Origin of the sequence: Rhodococcus sp. C-2 (genome assembly GCF_027854095.1) — a bacterium.
Classification (GTDB): Bacteria; Actinomycetota; Actinomycetes; order Mycobacteriales; family Mycobacteriaceae; genus Rhodococcus_F; species Rhodococcus_F qingshengii.
On sequence record NZ_JAQGFI010000007.1, the window covers coordinates 165,275 to 179,643 of the forward strand.

A 14,369-nucleotide genomic window follows, 5' to 3' on the forward strand; every position below is an offset into this window, starting at 1 on the left:
AAATTGTTCGTCGTTGGCGGCGAGGTCTCTCGTTAGCGTCCAGTCATGAGGATCAGCGAGGAGCGCGAGCGGGCGCGTGATCGCCTCGCGGCGATGGACGGCAACTACCGGCGGCGACACGAGGACGTCGACGAATTCGAGGATTCAGGGTCTTTCGAGAGGTCCCCCGAGTGGCTTCGGGACTTCGACGAGGACGACTACGACGCTCAGCCCGACTCGTCACGGTTCGACCGATTGCCCGAACATTGGCGCGGTACACGTTGGCGCCCGAGTCGGTCGGCGACCTGGGTGTTGGCGATCGTTGCAGTTCTGGCTACGGCAATCGGCTTGTTCGCCGTGTGGTGGGATTCTCCGAGCCTGCAGGCGGTCCCACCGTTGCCCTCGCCCCAGAATGTCACGGAGAAGAATGTGACTGCCGGCGATGGTGAATCAGCCAGTCCTGTACCGACCGGCGTCGTGGCAGAGCAGCCGCCCGAGGCTGTGGTGGTCAGTGTCGTCGGGCTCGTGCGCACGCCTGGGCTTGTCAATCTTCATTCGGGCTCGCGCATCGCCGACGCGCTTGCTGCGGCAGGTGGCGTGCTCGACGGAGCGGAGACGGTGGGCCTGAATCTGGCTCAGAAACTTGTCGACGGCGATCAGATCGTGGTTGGTGCGGCCGATCAGTCCGGTGGTGTTTCTTCGAGTACCACTGCAGGAGGGACCAGCCCCGCAGCTACAGGGGAATCCGGCGGGGCTGGGCTGGTGAACCTCAATACCGCCACCGAGGCCGAACTGGACGAGCTTCCCGGGGTAGGGCCGGTAACGGCTGCGGCGATCATCTCCTGGCGCACATCCAACGGAAAATTCACGGACATAGAACAATTGGGGGAAGTCGACGGGATCGGCCCGGCAAGGTTGGCCAAATTGCGAGTGCTGGTGTCGGTGTGAACGAACCGGAAGCCTCGCCGGTCCTCGACGCTCGACTGCTTCTGTCGGCGGTCGCGGTGTGGGGGAGCAGTGCGGTGGGGATCCTGTTAGGCCCGGTCGCCGCGTGGGTACTGGCGGTGGCGTGTGCGGTTCCAGCGGCACTCCTCACTTACGTGGTTGTGCGCCGGACATCAGCGGGGTGGGTACGAATCATGTTGGTTGCATTGCTGTTCGGTGCCGGGTGTAGTGCCGTCGGCGGGTGGCGGGCGTCCGAGGCGGAGAGGCACCCACTGACCCGAGCCTCTCTCGAGGGAGCTTGGGTGAGTGTCGAAGTGGAACCCTCGGAGGATCCGCACGCGGTCTCCGGCGCGGTGGGTCAAGGTCAGGTCGTCTTCAGGGCAACCGTCAATTCGGTGACTGCCCAGAACCGCAGGTACTCCGGAGGCGGCTTGGTCACCATCCGGGCGCCCAGTTCGTCGTGGCTCGAAGTTGTTCCAGGGCAGAGCCTCACGGTTCGTGGCCGGGCGAGTCAGCCATGGCGTAGCGATTCCACGCTCGCCGTGATCACGTCCGAAGGGCCTCCCGTCGCGGTGGGAGAAGTGCCCTGGTATCAGCGATGGGCAAGTGTGGTGCGCATTCGTTTCGCGGCTGCGTGCTCGGCTGCACTCCCGCCGGATCAGGCGGGTCTGCTGCCTGGCCTCGTCGTCGGAGACACGTCGGCGCTGTCGCCGGTGGTGAAGGACAACTTCACCGTTGCCGGACTTTCCCATCTCACCGCGGTGTCCGGCGCCAACATCAGCATTCTGCTCGGGGCCGTTCTGCTGTTGGTCAGAGCCGCGGCGCTCAGTCCACGGGTCGGCGCCGCTTTGGCGGTGGTAGCCCTCGTTGCCTTTGTTGTCGTCGCGAGGCCGTCGCCGAGTGTTCTACGCGCGTCGGTGATGGGCTTGGTAGGCCTGCTCAGTCTGGTCACTGGTCGGCGCAAACAGGCGCTGCCTGCGCTTGCCGCCGCCGTCATCGTTCTGGTAGTCGTGAGGCCCGAGCTGGCCGTCGACTGGGGATTTGCGCTGTCGACTACTGCGACGGGCGCGCTGGTGATCATTGCTCCGGTGTGGGTGGACGTGCTTCGCCGAAGAGGCTGGCCCCGTTGGTTTTCGGAGATGACAGCTGTCTCGGGTGCTGCGTTTGTCGTGACTGCACCGTTGGTGGGCGCCATGGCGGGAACCTTCAGCGTGGTCACGATTGCCGCGAACATGGCGGTGGCGCCGGTGATCGGAATCATCACGGTGTTCGGTGCGGTGATTGCCTTGTGTGCGCTGATCTGTCCACCGATCGCGGTGTTCGTCGCGCCATTGGTGCGGCCGCCGATGGGGTGGCTGCTGTGCGTGTCCGAGCGGGCGGCGGCGCTTCCCGGAGCGTCGGTGGTAGTGCCGTCAGGACTCATCGGTGCCCTCGTCGTCGTGGGAGTCCTACTGGCGACGACCCTGACGCTGTGGAATCGGATTTCGAGATGGGTGCTCGGCGTTCTCGTTCTGGGAGTTGTTCTGGCCCTGATCTTTCAGCACGTGTTCGGGGGTGGCCGTATTGCTCCGGGGTGGGCACTGGTGATGTGCGACGTCGGTCAGGGGGACGGTCTTGTGCTCTCGACTGGAGACGGCAGGGTGATCGTGATCGATGTCGGTCCTGATCCCACGTCGATGGATCGTTGCCTGAACATGTTGGACGTCAACGACATCGCGTTGCTGATGATCAGTCATTTTCATGCCGATCACATCGGTGGATTGGAAGCAGTCCTGAGTGGGCGTTCGGTCGCTGCGGTCGGAGTCGGGTCGATGTTGTTGCCGGAGTCAGGTTTTCGAGCGGTGAAGGATGCCGCCGACTCGCAGGCCGTTCCGGTTGTCTCGTTGCTCGCAGGTATGGAGTTGACGCTGGGATCGGTGAACGTGGAGGTTCTCGGTCCGTTGCTTCCGGCTCCCCGCGATGCGGGGGACGGCGCGGACGCCGCGAACGATCAGTCGCTGGTGGTGATGGCGCACACGGGCGCGGGTCGAATTCTGTTGACGGGCGACGCCGAAGTTGCGGGGGAGGAGGCGATCCTCCGATCGGGAGCGGACGTGAAGGCCGATGTGTTGAAGCTGCCCCATCACGGTTCTCGGACCACGTCGTCGGCATTTCTGGAAGCGGTGCGTCCGAGGTTGACGATGATCAGCGTCGGCGTCGGCAACAGTTTCGGGCACCCGAATGCGGAGGTTCTCGATGAACTGGATTCATTGGGCGGGGCGGTGGTTCGGACCGACGTCGACGGCACCGTCGCTGTGTACGGCGGGGGCGGCGGGTCTGTGTCCATCGTGTCGGTTCCTCGTGGGACCATCTTCGGGTGAGTAATCCGTCTGGAGTCGATCCGCTGCATCTTGTTCTCGGGGACGACGAGTTCCTGATCGACCGCACGGTATCGCAGCTCATCAGAGCCGTCCGCGGTGACCGCGGCCAGGGTATTTCGGATCTCCCGGTGACCAAGATGCGCGCGGGCGACACCAATGCTCCCGAGTTGGCCGAGTTGCTCAGCCCTTCTCTTTTTGCCGAAGACCGTGTGATCGTCCTGGAATCGGCTGCAGAAGCAGGCAAAGATGCCGTAGCGCTTGTCCTGGAGGCTGCACGCGAGCCGGCAGAAGGTGTGGTTCTGATCGTCGTGCACTCGGGCGGCGGTCGCGCGAAAGCGTTGGCGCCGGCCCTCGAGAAGCTCGGCGCGACGGTTCACAACTGCGGAAAACTGAACAAGAGTCAGCTTGTCGACTTCGTCCGGGGTGAGTTTCGGACCGCAGACGTCAGGGTTGCGCCAGATGCGATCGCCGCGATGATCGAAAGCGTCGGCTCCAACCTCCGCGAACTCGCGTCGGCCTGCTCGCAATTGGCGGCAGATACGGGCGGCAAGATCGACGTGGCTGCAGTCCACAAGTATTACTCGGGCAAGGCCGAGGTTTCCGGATTCGACGTGGCCGACAAAGTCATCGTCGGCGATACCCGGGGTGCGCTCGAGGCGCTCCGATGGGCAGATCAGATCGGAACAGCCCATGTTCTGCTCGCGGATGCCCTCGCCGACGCAGTCCACACCATCGCGAAGGTCGGCCCGTTTGCACGGGGCGGTGACCCGTTCCGGTTGGCGTCGGATCTCGGAATGCCGCCGTGGAAGGTCAAGAAGGCGATCAAGGAGGTCGGCGGCTGGGATCCCACGTCGATCGGCGCTGCGATGCAGATCGTCGCCGCCCTCAATGCCGACGTGAAGGGTGCCGCAGTCGACTCGTCCTTCGCCCTGGAGATGGCAGTGCGGAAAGTGTGCGCGTTGCGGAAGAACTGAGTACAACGTGGCCTACTGCGCGTCCGGCCAGAAGTAGTCCGACGACAGTGGCGGCCGTGGCCTCGCCCGCCCGGTAGTCGAGGCGTTTCACGCAGGCTTGCTCCAACTGAGTATGCGGAATGGCCTGAGGCCGTGTCGTTGGTTCACCTGTTCTGATGTCGGTCACCCGTAGTGAGTCGTGCGACACCGGATTCACCACACTGCCGCAGGCAATGGTTTCTTGGCCGATGCTGTCCACCGGCACCTTCACGGTGGTGAGTACCGCTCGTCCAACGGCGAGAAACGCCAGAATCGCAACGAGTGAACACATCACGCCGAAGAAGATCCGGAATTCGCTACGTTGCCTGCGCCTACACCATCCGTAGCTTGCGGCACCTCCGACGACTGCAACCGTCAATGATTCCCACCAACGAGGGATTCCCAGGGCGGCCACTACGCCGAAAGCGACGACCGCCCAGAAGACAGTCGTGAACAACCAGCTGCGAGGGCGCTTCCCGTGCCCGTTGATCGCCATCATCAGATGGTTGCAGCCCGCTCCACATATTCGCTGCAAGACATGGATGGCGGGTCTTCGCACTGACCCGATTGAATACGCAAAATAGCCGCCTGGTCTTTCGACCTGGCGGCTATCGAGACGAACCAGTGTGACGGCGAACCGTCACAGTGGAAACGTCAGAGCTTGTTGGCAGCCTGCGAGAGTGCAGACTTCTTGTTGGCAGCCTGGTTGGCGTGAATGACGCCCTTGCTGGCTGCCTTGTCGAGCTTGCGGCTGGTGGAGACGAGGAGCTCGTTGGCCTTGTCCTTGTCACCGGCTGCCGCAGCCTCGCGGAATGAACGGATCGCGGTACGCAGCGAGGACTTCACCGACTGATTACGGAGTCGGGCCGCCTCGTTGGTACGGATTCGCTTCACCTGGGACTTGATGTTGGCCACGCGTAAAATCCTTGTCGTCTTTAGCTGGTTACGGTCGAGAAAGCTGTGGGCGCACTGATGCACCGACTGGCAAGATTACCAGCCGAGGGCCCAAGAACCCAAACCGTCGCACGTTGCGTCTGTCGAGAAGGGTACACCGAGCGCCCGATTTCTCGCCGCGCTGCCGAATAGCCCCACTTGTAGCAGCATGTTGCCCTATGACGCCGCCGCCTTCGAAAAGTTCGAGTAAAACAGGTTCGACCACCACCCGAGCGCGTCCTGCCGCAGTGTTCGACGGATATTCAGACATCGGTCGCTACGAGTTGGCTTTCGACGAGATGTTCGAGCCCGACGGCTCGGTGCGTGGTCCGTACAAGGGTGTGTACAAAGCCCTGGCGCCGACGAGCAGCGCCGACCTCGCCGCGCGTGCCGACGCACTCGGACGCGCATTCATCGACCAAGGTGTGACGTTTTCGCTGTCCGGGCAGGAACGACCCTTCCCGTTGGATCTGGTGCCACGCGTCATCGCCGCCCAGGAGTGGTCGCGGCTGGAAAAGGGCATCAAACAGCGGGTGAAGGCGCTCGAGTTGTTTCTCGCGGACATTTACGGAGAGCAGCGAATCCTGCGCGATCACGTGTTGCCGCGCCGCCTGGTCACCTCGTGTGAGCACTTCCACCGTGAAGCAGCCGGCATCGTGCCGCCCAACGGTGTGCGAATTCACGTCGCGGGTATCGACCTGGTCCGAGACGAGGCTGGAGAGTTCCGAGTTCTCGAGGACAATCTGCGATCTCCGTCCGGCGTCTCCTATGTGATGGAAAACCGTCGCACCATGACTCGGGTGTTCCCGGATCTGTTCATGTCCCACAAGGTGCGGGCGGTCGGTGATTACGCAACACACCTGCTGAGGGCGCTGCGTGCGGGTGCTGCACTCAACGAAGCGGACCCGACAGTGGTTGTTCTCACACCGGGTATCGCCAATTCCGCCTATTTCGAGCATTCGTTGCTCGCTCGTCAGATGGGTGTGGAACTCGTCGAAGGTCGCGACCTGTTCTGCCGCGACAACATGGTGTATATGCGCACGACGGAAGGCGAGCGCCAGGTCGACGTAATCTATCGCCGCATCGACGACGAGTATCTCGACCCGATGCACTTCCGTCCGGATTCGATTCTCGGCGTCGCAGGCCTACTGAATGCGGCGCGGGCGGGCAACGTGGTGATCTCGAGCGCCGTCGGCAACGGAGTCGGTGACGACAAACTCGTCTATACCTACGTTCCGCAGATCATCGACTACTACCTCGGTGAGAAGCCGCTCTTGCAGAACGTCGACACGTTCCGCTGTTGGTTGGACGAGGAGTGCGAGCAAGTCCTCGACCGCGTCGCCGAACTGGTCATCAAGCCGGTGGAAGGGTCCGGCGGCTACGGAATCGTCTTCGGACCCGACGCGAGCCCCAAGGAACTGGCCGCGATCACCCGCAAGATCAAGGCAGACCCGCGCGGGTGGATTGCGCAGCCACTCGTGCAGTTGTCCACGGTGCCGACCAAGATCGACGATGTTCTCTCGCCGCGCCACGTGGACTTGCGGCCCTTTGCCGTCAACGACGGTGAGGACGTGTGGGTGTTGCCCGGCGGCCTGACCCGGGTGGCACTTCCGGAAGGTTCGCTGGTGGTCAACTCCAGCCAGGGCGGCGGAAGCAAGGACACGTGGGTGCTTGCGAGTCGCACCTCTGACGAAGACCCAGAGTTGTCAGGCGAGGAACTGGTGTCCGAGCCCCCGGAATCCGCGGAGCCGGTGCAGGGTCCCGAACTGAGCACCTCGCAGCAACAACAGCAGCAGCAACAGTGAACACCTCGGAAGTGCCCAGCTACCAAGAACTATCAGTGAACGGAGCGTGGTGACCGATGCTTGCTCGCAACGCAGAGTCCCTCTACTGGATCGGCCGCTACGTCGAGCGCGCCGACGACACTGCTCGGATCCTCGACGTCGCCGTCCATCAATTGCTCGACGACGCCACCGTCGACCCGGACCGCACGTCGCGTCTGCTCCTGCGTGTCCTCGGCATCGAGGCGCCGGAGGGCAAGCTCGACGTGCGCTCGCTCACCGATCTGGTTGCGTTCAGCCGCAACCAGGTTGGTTCGATCGTGGACTCGCTGGCAAGTGCACGTGAGAATGCTCGCGGGGCGCGTGAGGTCACGTCGAGTGAGATGTGGGAGTGCCTGAACACCACGTACAACGGACTGGCCGAGCGTGAACGTGCCTCACGCAGGCTGGGGCCACACGAGTTCTTCCGCTATGTGGAGGAACGCGCAGCGATGTTCGCGGGCCTGGCGGATTCCACGCTCAGTCGCGACGACGGCTATCGGTTCCTTCTGCTGGGCAGGTCGATCGAACGTGTCGACATGATCGTGCGGATGCTTCTGGCGCGCGCCGGTGACCGCCCGTCGTCGCCGGCATGGGTCAGCGTTCTTCGCTCGGCGGGCGCACATGACACGTATCTGCGTACGTATCGCGGAGCACTCGACGCCAATCGCGTCGTCGAGTTCATCTTGTTGGACAGGCTCTTTCCGCGCTCGGTGTTCCACTCGATCAGGCAGGCCGAGAAGTGCCTGCAGGAGCTCGACCCGCAGCCGGGCAGTCGCGTCGGAATCCGGGCGGAGGCGCCGCGGCTTCTGGGCCGCGCACGCAGCGAACTCGAGTTCCTGCCGCAGGGCGTGTTGCTCGAGGATCTGCAGGGACGGTTGCTCGGTTGGCAGGAGACCTGCCGCGAACTGGGTGAGGCAATTGCATTGCAGTACTTCCACGCTGCGCCGTGGGTCGCGTGGACGGATGCCGGCGCCGCGTATGCGGAGTCGACGGTGGAGGGAGAGCTGTGAGCTGGCGAATGAGGGTCGTGCACACCACGGGATATGCGTACGACGCCCCGGTGACGTCGTCGTACAACGAAGCGCGATTGACACCTCGCGGCGACACCAGGCAGACGGTGATACTCACGCGCGTCGAAACCCAGCCGGCCACACGTTCCTACCGATACACCGATTACTGGGGCACCGCGGTGACCGCCTTCGACTTGCACGCCCCGCACACGGAACTCGAAGTGACCGGACTGTCGGTGGTGGAGACGGAACCGTTCGTTCAGCCCGAGGAAACCGTCGACTGGGATGAATTGTCGGGAAACGCGATTAAAGATCGATTCAACGAACAACTGAGTTTCACGAGATATGTTCCGCGTGATCGTAAGCTGGCGACAATTGCCAAGGAATTGCGCAAAGATAAATCACCTGAAGATGCAGTAGTGGCTGCGTCGCAATGGGTTTACGGCGAAATGTCATATGTTCCGGGTACGACCGGAGTGCATACGTCGGCGGTCGAGGCGTGGTCGGCACGGAAAGGCGTCTGCCAGGACTATGCGCATCTGACCTTGGTATTGCTTCGAACGATGGGAATACCGTGTCGATACGTTTCCGGCTATCTCCACCCCAAACGTGATGCGGCAGTCGGGGACACGGTGGTCGGCGAATCGCACGCGTGGATCGAAGCGTGGACCGGCGCGTGGTGGGGATACGACCCGACCAATGCGATAGCTGTGAATGAACAGCATGTCTCGGTCGGAATAGGAAGGGACTATTCGGATGTGCCGCCATTGAAGGGAATCTTTTCCGGTGGACGCTCCACAGATCTCGAAGTTGTTGTGGAGATCACCAGGCTTGCGTAAAGTCCGGCAAATCTAGGCGCGTGAGCATTACTACCGTTCGATGAGAAGAAGGTGGGAATATGTCTCCAACTGCACAGGAATTGACTGAGATCGAACCGATCTCGGATGTGAAGAAGTATGCGGCCGAAGCGGTGGGAACATTCGTGCTCGTGTTCTCCGCAGTCGGAACTGCCGTCTTTGCAGGTGCGAAAGTCGGCAACCTCGGAGTTGCCTTCGCATTCGGCCTGACCCTGCTGTTCCTCGTATATGCGATCGGCCCGATTTCCGGTTGCCACGTCAACCCAGCCGTGACTCTCGGCCAATTCGTGATCGGGCGAATCTCAGCCGTCAATGCGGCGATTTACGTTGTCGCGCAAGTGATCGGCGGCTTGGTCGCAGGCGTCGTGATCTACACGGTGGCCAACAGTCTCCCGGCGTACAACCGTGCTGCTGACGGTTTGGGTGCAAACGGTTGGGGCGCACACAGTCCGTCTGCCGAGAAGAATCTTCTCGGAAACGTGGTTTCCGACGGCTACGGCATCGGTGCCGCCATGATCATCGAGATCCTGCTGACAGCACTGCTGGTATTCGTCGTTCTCGCGTCGACCGACCAGATCTCCGACGTGCCTCTCGCCGGGGTGTCCATCGGCTTCACCCTGGCCGTCATTCACCTGATCTCGATCCCGATCGACAACACCTCCGTCAACCCCGCTCGAAGCCTCGCTGTCGCGCCGTTCCAGGACGGTGCACTCGGCCAGGTGTGGTTGTTCATCGTGTTCCCGCTCATCGGCGGTGCGCTCGGTGCACTCATCTATCGAGCACTCTTCGGACGGTTCAACCGTATGGACAGCTGATCGACACTGTTTCCATCGTCCGGGTCGGCTTCAGCTCCAGCTGAAGTCGGCCCGAAGTTTTGCCGCGACCGCGTCGAACTTCTTGTGATCCATGACGGCGCCCTCGCGCCGGATCCCGCTCTCGGGAACGTCGAGCACCCGGTCGAGCCGGACCCAGCTGGGCCTTCCCTCGCCGTCCCATGGACCCGAACCGATTGCGAGCCAATCGCGCTCACCCTCGCGTTTACTCTGCGAAGACAACATCAGGCCGAGCAGCGTGTCGCCGTCGCGGCCGACAACCAGCACCGGGCGGTCTTTGCCCTGGGTCGGATCCTCCTCGTAGGCAACCCAGGTCCAGACGATCTCGCCCGGATCGGCCTTGCCGTCGAGGTCGGGGGAGTACTCGACCTTGCGGGCGCGATGTGCGGTCGGAGACGTTCGCGCGGCGATCGGGCGGCCGGTCGGACCCGGCTTCGAGGCAGACGACTGGGACGTGGACGACTGCAGCTGGCGCAGCAACGCAGGGCCCTTCTCCACCGCGAGGGCGCCGAGGGTTCTGCCGATCTGCTTCCACATGCTTGCCATAGCGTTCGAGCATAATCACCCACCCGTGGGAACCCCTGGTACGGCGGCGCCGAGACTTGGATATCCTGAGGGTTGACAGTGGCCCGGATCCGGGCCGGTGCCGGTCCGACTAAGGGGTCTCCCATCAGCAGCTTCGCCGACAAGACGTTCACGGATCCTGCGCAGATCCGGAACTTCTGCATCATCGCGCACATCGACCACGGTAAGTCGACGCTGGCAGATCGCATGCTTCAGCTCACCGGTGTGGTCGAAGAGCGGGCGATGCGTGCGCAGTACCTGGACCGCATGGACATCGAGCGTGAACGCGGCATCACCATCAAGGCTCAGAACGTTCGTCTGCCCTGGACCGTCGACGGCGAAGAGTTCGTCCTACACCTCATCGACACTCCCGGCCACGTCGACTTCACGTACGAGGTCTCCCGTGCGCTCGAAGCATGCGAGGGCGCAATTCTGCTGGTCGACGCTGCTCAGGGCATCGAAGCTCAGACGCTGGCGAACCTCTACCTGGCGATGGAGAAGGATCTCAAGATCATTCCCGTCCTCAACAAGATCGACCTCCCGGCCGCGGATCCCGACCGCTATGCCGAAGAGATCGCGCACATCACGGGCTGCGAGCCCGGTGATGTCCTGCGCGTCTCGGGTAAGACCGGTATGGGCGTCAAGGAACTGCTCGACGAGGTGATCAAGCAGGTACCTGCGCCTGTCGGCGATGCTGACGGTCCCGCCCGCGCGATGATCTTCGACTCTGTCTACGACGCCTACCGCGGCGTGGTCACCTACGTGCGTGTGGTCGACGGTCGGATCCGTCCCCGCGAGAAGATCACGATGATGTCCACGGGCACCACACACGAACTGCTCGAGGTCGGCATCATCTCGCCCGAGCCGAAGGCCAGTATCGGTCTGGGCGTCGGCGAGGTGGGCTACCTCATCACGGGTGTGAAGGATGTCCGCCAGTCGCGCGTCGGTGACACCGTCACCACCACCCGCAACGGCGCGACCGAACCGCTGGTCGGCTACCGCGATCCCAAGCCGATGGTCTACTCGGGCCTCTACCCGATGGACGGCTCGGACTACCCCGTGCTGCGCGATGCCCTCGACAAGCTCCGTCTCAACGACGCGGCGCTGGCGTATGAACCCGAGACGTCGGTTGCCCTCGGCTTCGGCTTCCGCTGCGGCTTCCTCGGCCTGCTCCACATGGAGATCACCCGCGACCGCCTCGAGCGTGAGTTCGGCCTCGAACTGATTTCCACCGCGCCCAACGTCGTCTACCGCGTCGTGATGGAGGACGGGGCCGAGGTCATCGTCACCAACCCGTCGTACTGGCCGGAAGGCAAGGTTCGCGAGGTCTACGAGCCCGTCGCCAAATGCACCGTCATCGCCCCGAGTGAGTACGTCGGCGCCATCATGGAGCTGTGCCAGTCCCGTCGCGGTGAGCTCGGCGGCATGGACTACCTCTCCGAGACTCGCGTCGAACTGCGCTACGAACTGCCCATGGGCGAGATCATGTTCGACTTCTTCGACGCCCTCAAGTCCCGCACCAAGGGTTATGCCAGCCTCGATTACGAGGAGGCCGGTGAGCAGCAGGCCGATCTGGTGAAGGTCGACATCCTGCTGCAGGGCGAGGCCGTCGACGCGTTCTCCTCGATCGTGCACCGTTCCAACGCCGGCGCTTACGGCGGACGCATGACGTCGAAGCTTCGTGAGCTGATTCCTCGCCAGCAGTTCGAGGTTCCGATCCAGGCCGCGATCGGCGCGAAGATCATCTCGCGCGAGAACATTCGCGCAATCCGCAAGGACGTTCTCGCCAAGTGCTACGGCGGCGACATCAGCCGTAAGCGCAAGCTGCTCGAGAAGCAGAAGGAAGGCAAGAAGCGCATGAAGACCATCGGTCGCGTCGAGGTGCCGCAGGAAGCATTCGTGGCGGCCTTGACGTCGGAATCGGTCGGCGAGAAGCCCAAGAAGTAGGAGCGCATGGTCACCACCTGGTTGTCCCGAGAGTTCGGAATCGAAATCCCGGTTCTCGGGGCGCCCATGGGTGGTCGCGCGGGCGGCGCGCTCGCCGGAGCTGTATCGGCGGCCGGCGGGTTGGGGCTGCTCGGCGCGGCTCGGTACAACACACCGGAGTGGATCGAGGCCGAAGCCGAAGTGGCCCGCTCGATCGGCGGAAAGTTCGGCGTCGGCCTGATGACGTGGTCGCTGCCCGAGAACGAGTTGATGCTCGACGCCGCGATTGCCGTCGAGCCGACCATGATCACCTTGTCGTTCGGTGATCCCGCCTCGTATGTCGGACGAATCCACGATGCGGGCATTCCCGTTGTGTCACAGATCAATACGCTCGAAGACCTTCGCATTGTCGAGGCCGCGGGTGTCGACGGCGTGATCGCGCAAGGCGGTGAGGCAGGCGGTCACACGGGCCGAATCGGAACCTTGCCGCTGCTGCAGGAGATCCTCGAAACGACATCACTTCCAGTACTGGCGGCCGGCGGAATCGGGACCGGCCGCGGTTTGGCCGCAGTCCTGGCAGCCGGCGGGGAAGGCGTGATGATCGGAACGGCGCTGCTCGCCAGCCCGGAGACGGTCGGGCCGGACTATGCCCGCGACCGCGTCGTCGAAGCCGGAAGTGCCGACACGATTTACACCTCGGTGTTCGACCGAGCGCGCAGTCAACCGTGGCCGCAGCGGTGGGGTGGCCGCGCGGTGGCCAACGAGTTCACTGCCGCCTGGCACGGAGTCGACGCCGATGAGGAAATGCTGGCAAAGGCGTACGACCCGTCGGATCCCCACAGCGGAGTCGTCTACGCCGGAGAAGCTGTCGGACTCGTACACGGAACCCATCCGGCCGGCGACGTGGTTCGACGCATCGGCGCCGATGCGGAGCGTCTGCTCTCTCGTTTCGCCTGAAAGCAAGGTCGGACACAGCCGGGTCCCATATGAGAAGGTAAGCCTCTGCTAACTAGTGGAGGAGTATTTTCGTGCGTGCGATGAAGTTTTCGGCGGTGGCTCTCTTGGGAGCGCTGGTCGTAGGTATCAGCGGATGTTCGTCCTCGGACGCCGACGAGATCGCGGGCGGTCGGGTCACCACGATCGACCACAAGTTCGGCGCCACCACGATCACCGGGACGCCGACGCGCATCGTCGCGGCCGACACCCAGTGGCTCGACGCTCTGCTCGAACTCGGAATCCAGCCGGTGGGGTACCTGGCTGCCGGCCCGATGGGCGACGAGCGTGGTCTGTTCCCGTGGGAGAGTGGCGTGGACGCGTCGGCGAAGGAACTCGATCGCTCGGCGATCCAGCAGTTCGGTGTCCCGCTCAAAGCTGAAGAAATTGCAGCCTTGGATCCCGATCTGATTCTCGGCGGGTTCTCCGTCGCCGATCAGGACGATTTCGACCAGTTGAGCAAGATCGCTCCGACAATTGCCGGTCTGTCCGACGTCCAGGTCGATCCGTGGCAGGACCAGGTGGAGATTCTCGGCCGGGTTCTCGACAAGGAGTCGCGAGCCGACGAGATCGTCGAGGCGACAAACGGGCAGATCGATGCGCTCGCACAGCGGTTGCCGGGGCTGAAGGGTAAGACCGCTCTTTTGTCGCAGTACGTCTTCCCGACGTCGCAGTTGGTGATCGTCGCTGATCCCAAGGACGGTGCTTCGGGACTGTTCACGCGTCTGGGAATGTCGTTGCCGCCCAAGCTGGTCGACGAGGCCGGTGTGACCGGTGGCCGGCTGATACTCAGCCCGGAACGGGTCGACGCTCTCAGCGCCGACGTCGTGGTGCTGCTGCCCAACGGCGGGTCGCTCGACGACATGATGAAGCTGCCGGGGTTTGCCGACCTGCCTGCAGTCAAGGGTGGCGGATTGGCCATCGTCGACTATCCGACTGTTGCCGGCCTGAACACTCCGTCGTCGCTGTCGCTGAAGTACTCGCTCGAATCGATCACGCCGCAGCTCGAAGCGGTGGCCGGCTAGACCTGCTGTGGGGCGGTATTTAAACCGGGGGGGGTTTAAATGGGCACAGCCGCGGGGGGAGGGGGGGGGTGTGGGGGGGGGGGGAGGGCCCGCGGCGGGCGCGACCAGGCGGCGGGTAACGGGGGCCCC

12 protein-coding genes are annotated in these 14,369 nt (G+C 63.3%); 10 read left to right on the forward strand and 2 right to left on the reverse strand.

Translation table 11 applies throughout. The annotated features are described in order from the left end of the window. The first annotated feature begins 45 nt into the window (after positions 1-45). From PCS43_RS16875 to holA, 3 genes are read left to right on the forward strand one after another with little or no spacing between them, the layout of a single operon-like run. Entirely contained in the window at positions 46-927 is an 882-nt protein-coding gene (locus PCS43_RS16875; RefSeq protein ID WP_042450208.1) for a helix-hairpin-helix domain-containing protein, read from the forward strand. Continuing rightward, positions 924-3,284 (forward strand): ComEC/Rec2 family competence protein, encoded by a 2,361-nt coding sequence (locus tag PCS43_RS16880; RefSeq protein ID WP_209909103.1) that lies wholly within the window; start codon positions 924-926, stop codon positions 3,282-3,284. Before PCS43_RS16875 ends, PCS43_RS16880 begins: the two co-directional genes overlap by 4 nt. Beyond that, complete coding sequence (gene holA / locus PCS43_RS16885) at positions 3,281-4,258, forward strand: DNA polymerase III subunit delta (RefSeq protein ID WP_063316229.1); 978 nt, start codon at positions 3,281-3,283, stop codon at positions 4,256-4,258. Before PCS43_RS16880 ends, holA begins: the two co-directional genes overlap by 4 nt. Positions 4,259-4,930: 672 nt before the next feature. On the opposite strand, the gene rpsT is transcribed toward holA, so the two are convergent. Further along, positions 4,931-5,191, reverse strand: a complete 261-nt coding sequence (rpsT, locus tag PCS43_RS16890) for a 30S ribosomal protein S20 (protein WP_003944567.1) — start codon at positions 5,189-5,191, stop codon at positions 4,931-4,933. 197 nt (positions 5,192-5,388) lie between these two features. On the opposite strand from rpsT, the gene PCS43_RS16895 reads away from it, so the two are divergent. From PCS43_RS16895 to PCS43_RS16910, 4 genes are read left to right on the forward strand one after another with little or no spacing between them, the layout of a single operon-like run. After that, on the forward strand, positions 5,389-7,014 hold the full coding sequence (locus tag PCS43_RS16895; RefSeq protein WP_003944471.1) for a circularly permuted type 2 ATP-grasp protein: 1,626 nt from the start codon (positions 5,389-5,391) through the stop codon (positions 7,012-7,014). Positions 7,015-7,070: 56 nt separating this feature from the next. Beyond that, a complete protein-coding gene (locus PCS43_RS16900) occupies positions 7,071-8,042 on the forward strand; it encodes an alpha-E domain-containing protein (RefSeq protein ID WP_003944483.1) in 972 nt (323 codons plus the stop codon). A gap of 8 nt (positions 8,043-8,050) precedes the next feature. Beyond that, positions 8,051-8,881 carry a transglutaminase family protein gene (locus PCS43_RS16905; RefSeq protein ID WP_007731033.1) on the forward strand — a complete coding sequence of 277 codons (831 nt, stop codon included), beginning with the start codon at positions 8,051-8,053 and terminating at the stop codon, positions 8,879-8,881. 59 nt (positions 8,882-8,940) lie between these two features. Next, on the forward strand, positions 8,941-9,714 hold the full coding sequence (locus PCS43_RS16910; RefSeq protein ID WP_003944482.1) for an aquaporin: 774 nt from the start codon (positions 8,941-8,943) through the stop codon (positions 9,712-9,714). Positions 9,715-9,744: 30 nt separating this feature from the next. Here PCS43_RS16910 and PCS43_RS16915 read toward each other — a convergent pair whose 3' ends face one another. After that, positions 9,745-10,278: a type II toxin-antitoxin system PemK/MazF family toxin gene (locus PCS43_RS16915; RefSeq protein WP_007731034.1), complete on the reverse strand. Its 534-nt coding sequence runs from the start codon at positions 10,276-10,278 to the stop codon at positions 9,745-9,747. Positions 10,279-10,350: 72 nt separating this feature from the next. Between PCS43_RS16915 and lepA the strand changes: the two genes are divergently transcribed. The 3 genes from lepA to PCS43_RS16930 all read left to right on the forward strand — a co-directional run bounded on the left by lepA (position 10,351) and on the right by PCS43_RS16930 (position 14,240). Beyond that, positions 10,351-12,243 carry a translation elongation factor 4 gene (gene lepA / locus PCS43_RS16920; RefSeq protein WP_003944564.1) on the forward strand — a complete coding sequence of 631 codons (1,893 nt, stop codon included), beginning with the start codon at positions 10,351-10,353 and terminating at the stop codon, positions 12,241-12,243. A gap of 6 nt (positions 12,244-12,249) precedes the next feature. Beyond that, a complete protein-coding gene (locus PCS43_RS16925) occupies positions 12,250-13,179 on the forward strand; it encodes an NAD(P)H-dependent flavin oxidoreductase (protein WP_030536619.1) in 930 nt (309 codons plus the stop codon). Positions 13,180-13,259: 80 nt separating this feature from the next. Next, entirely contained in the window at positions 13,260-14,240 is a 981-nt protein-coding gene (locus PCS43_RS16930) for an ABC transporter substrate-binding protein (protein WP_207624322.1), read from the forward strand. Positions 14,241-14,369 lie beyond the last annotated feature (129 nt).

Coding starts and splice junctions, on each gene's coding strand:
- PCS43_RS16925 (WP_030536619.1), top strand. CDS start 12,250: ATGGTCACCACCTGGTTGTCCCGAGAGTTCGGAATCGAAATCCCGGTT.
- PCS43_RS16910 (WP_003944482.1), top strand. CDS start 8,941: ATGTCTCCAACTGCACAGGAATTGACTGAGATCGAACCGATCTCGGAT.
- PCS43_RS16875 (WP_042450208.1), top strand. CDS start 46: ATGAGGATCAGCGAGGAGCGCGAGCGGGCGCGTGATCGCCTCGCGGCG.
- PCS43_RS16915 (WP_007731034.1), bottom strand. CDS start 10,278: ATGGCAAGCATGTGGAAGCAGATCGGCAGAACCCTCGGCGCCCTCGCG.
- PCS43_RS16900 (WP_003944483.1), top strand. CDS start 7,071: ATGCTTGCTCGCAACGCAGAGTCCCTCTACTGGATCGGCCGCTACGTC.
- PCS43_RS16895 (WP_003944471.1), top strand. CDS start 5,389: ATGACGCCGCCGCCTTCGAAAAGTTCGAGTAAAACAGGTTCGACCACC.
- PCS43_RS16905 (WP_007731033.1), top strand. CDS start 8,051: ATGAGGGTCGTGCACACCACGGGATATGCGTACGACGCCCCGGTGACG.
- PCS43_RS16930 (WP_207624322.1), top strand. CDS start 13,260: ATGAAGTTTTCGGCGGTGGCTCTCTTGGGAGCGCTGGTCGTAGGTATC.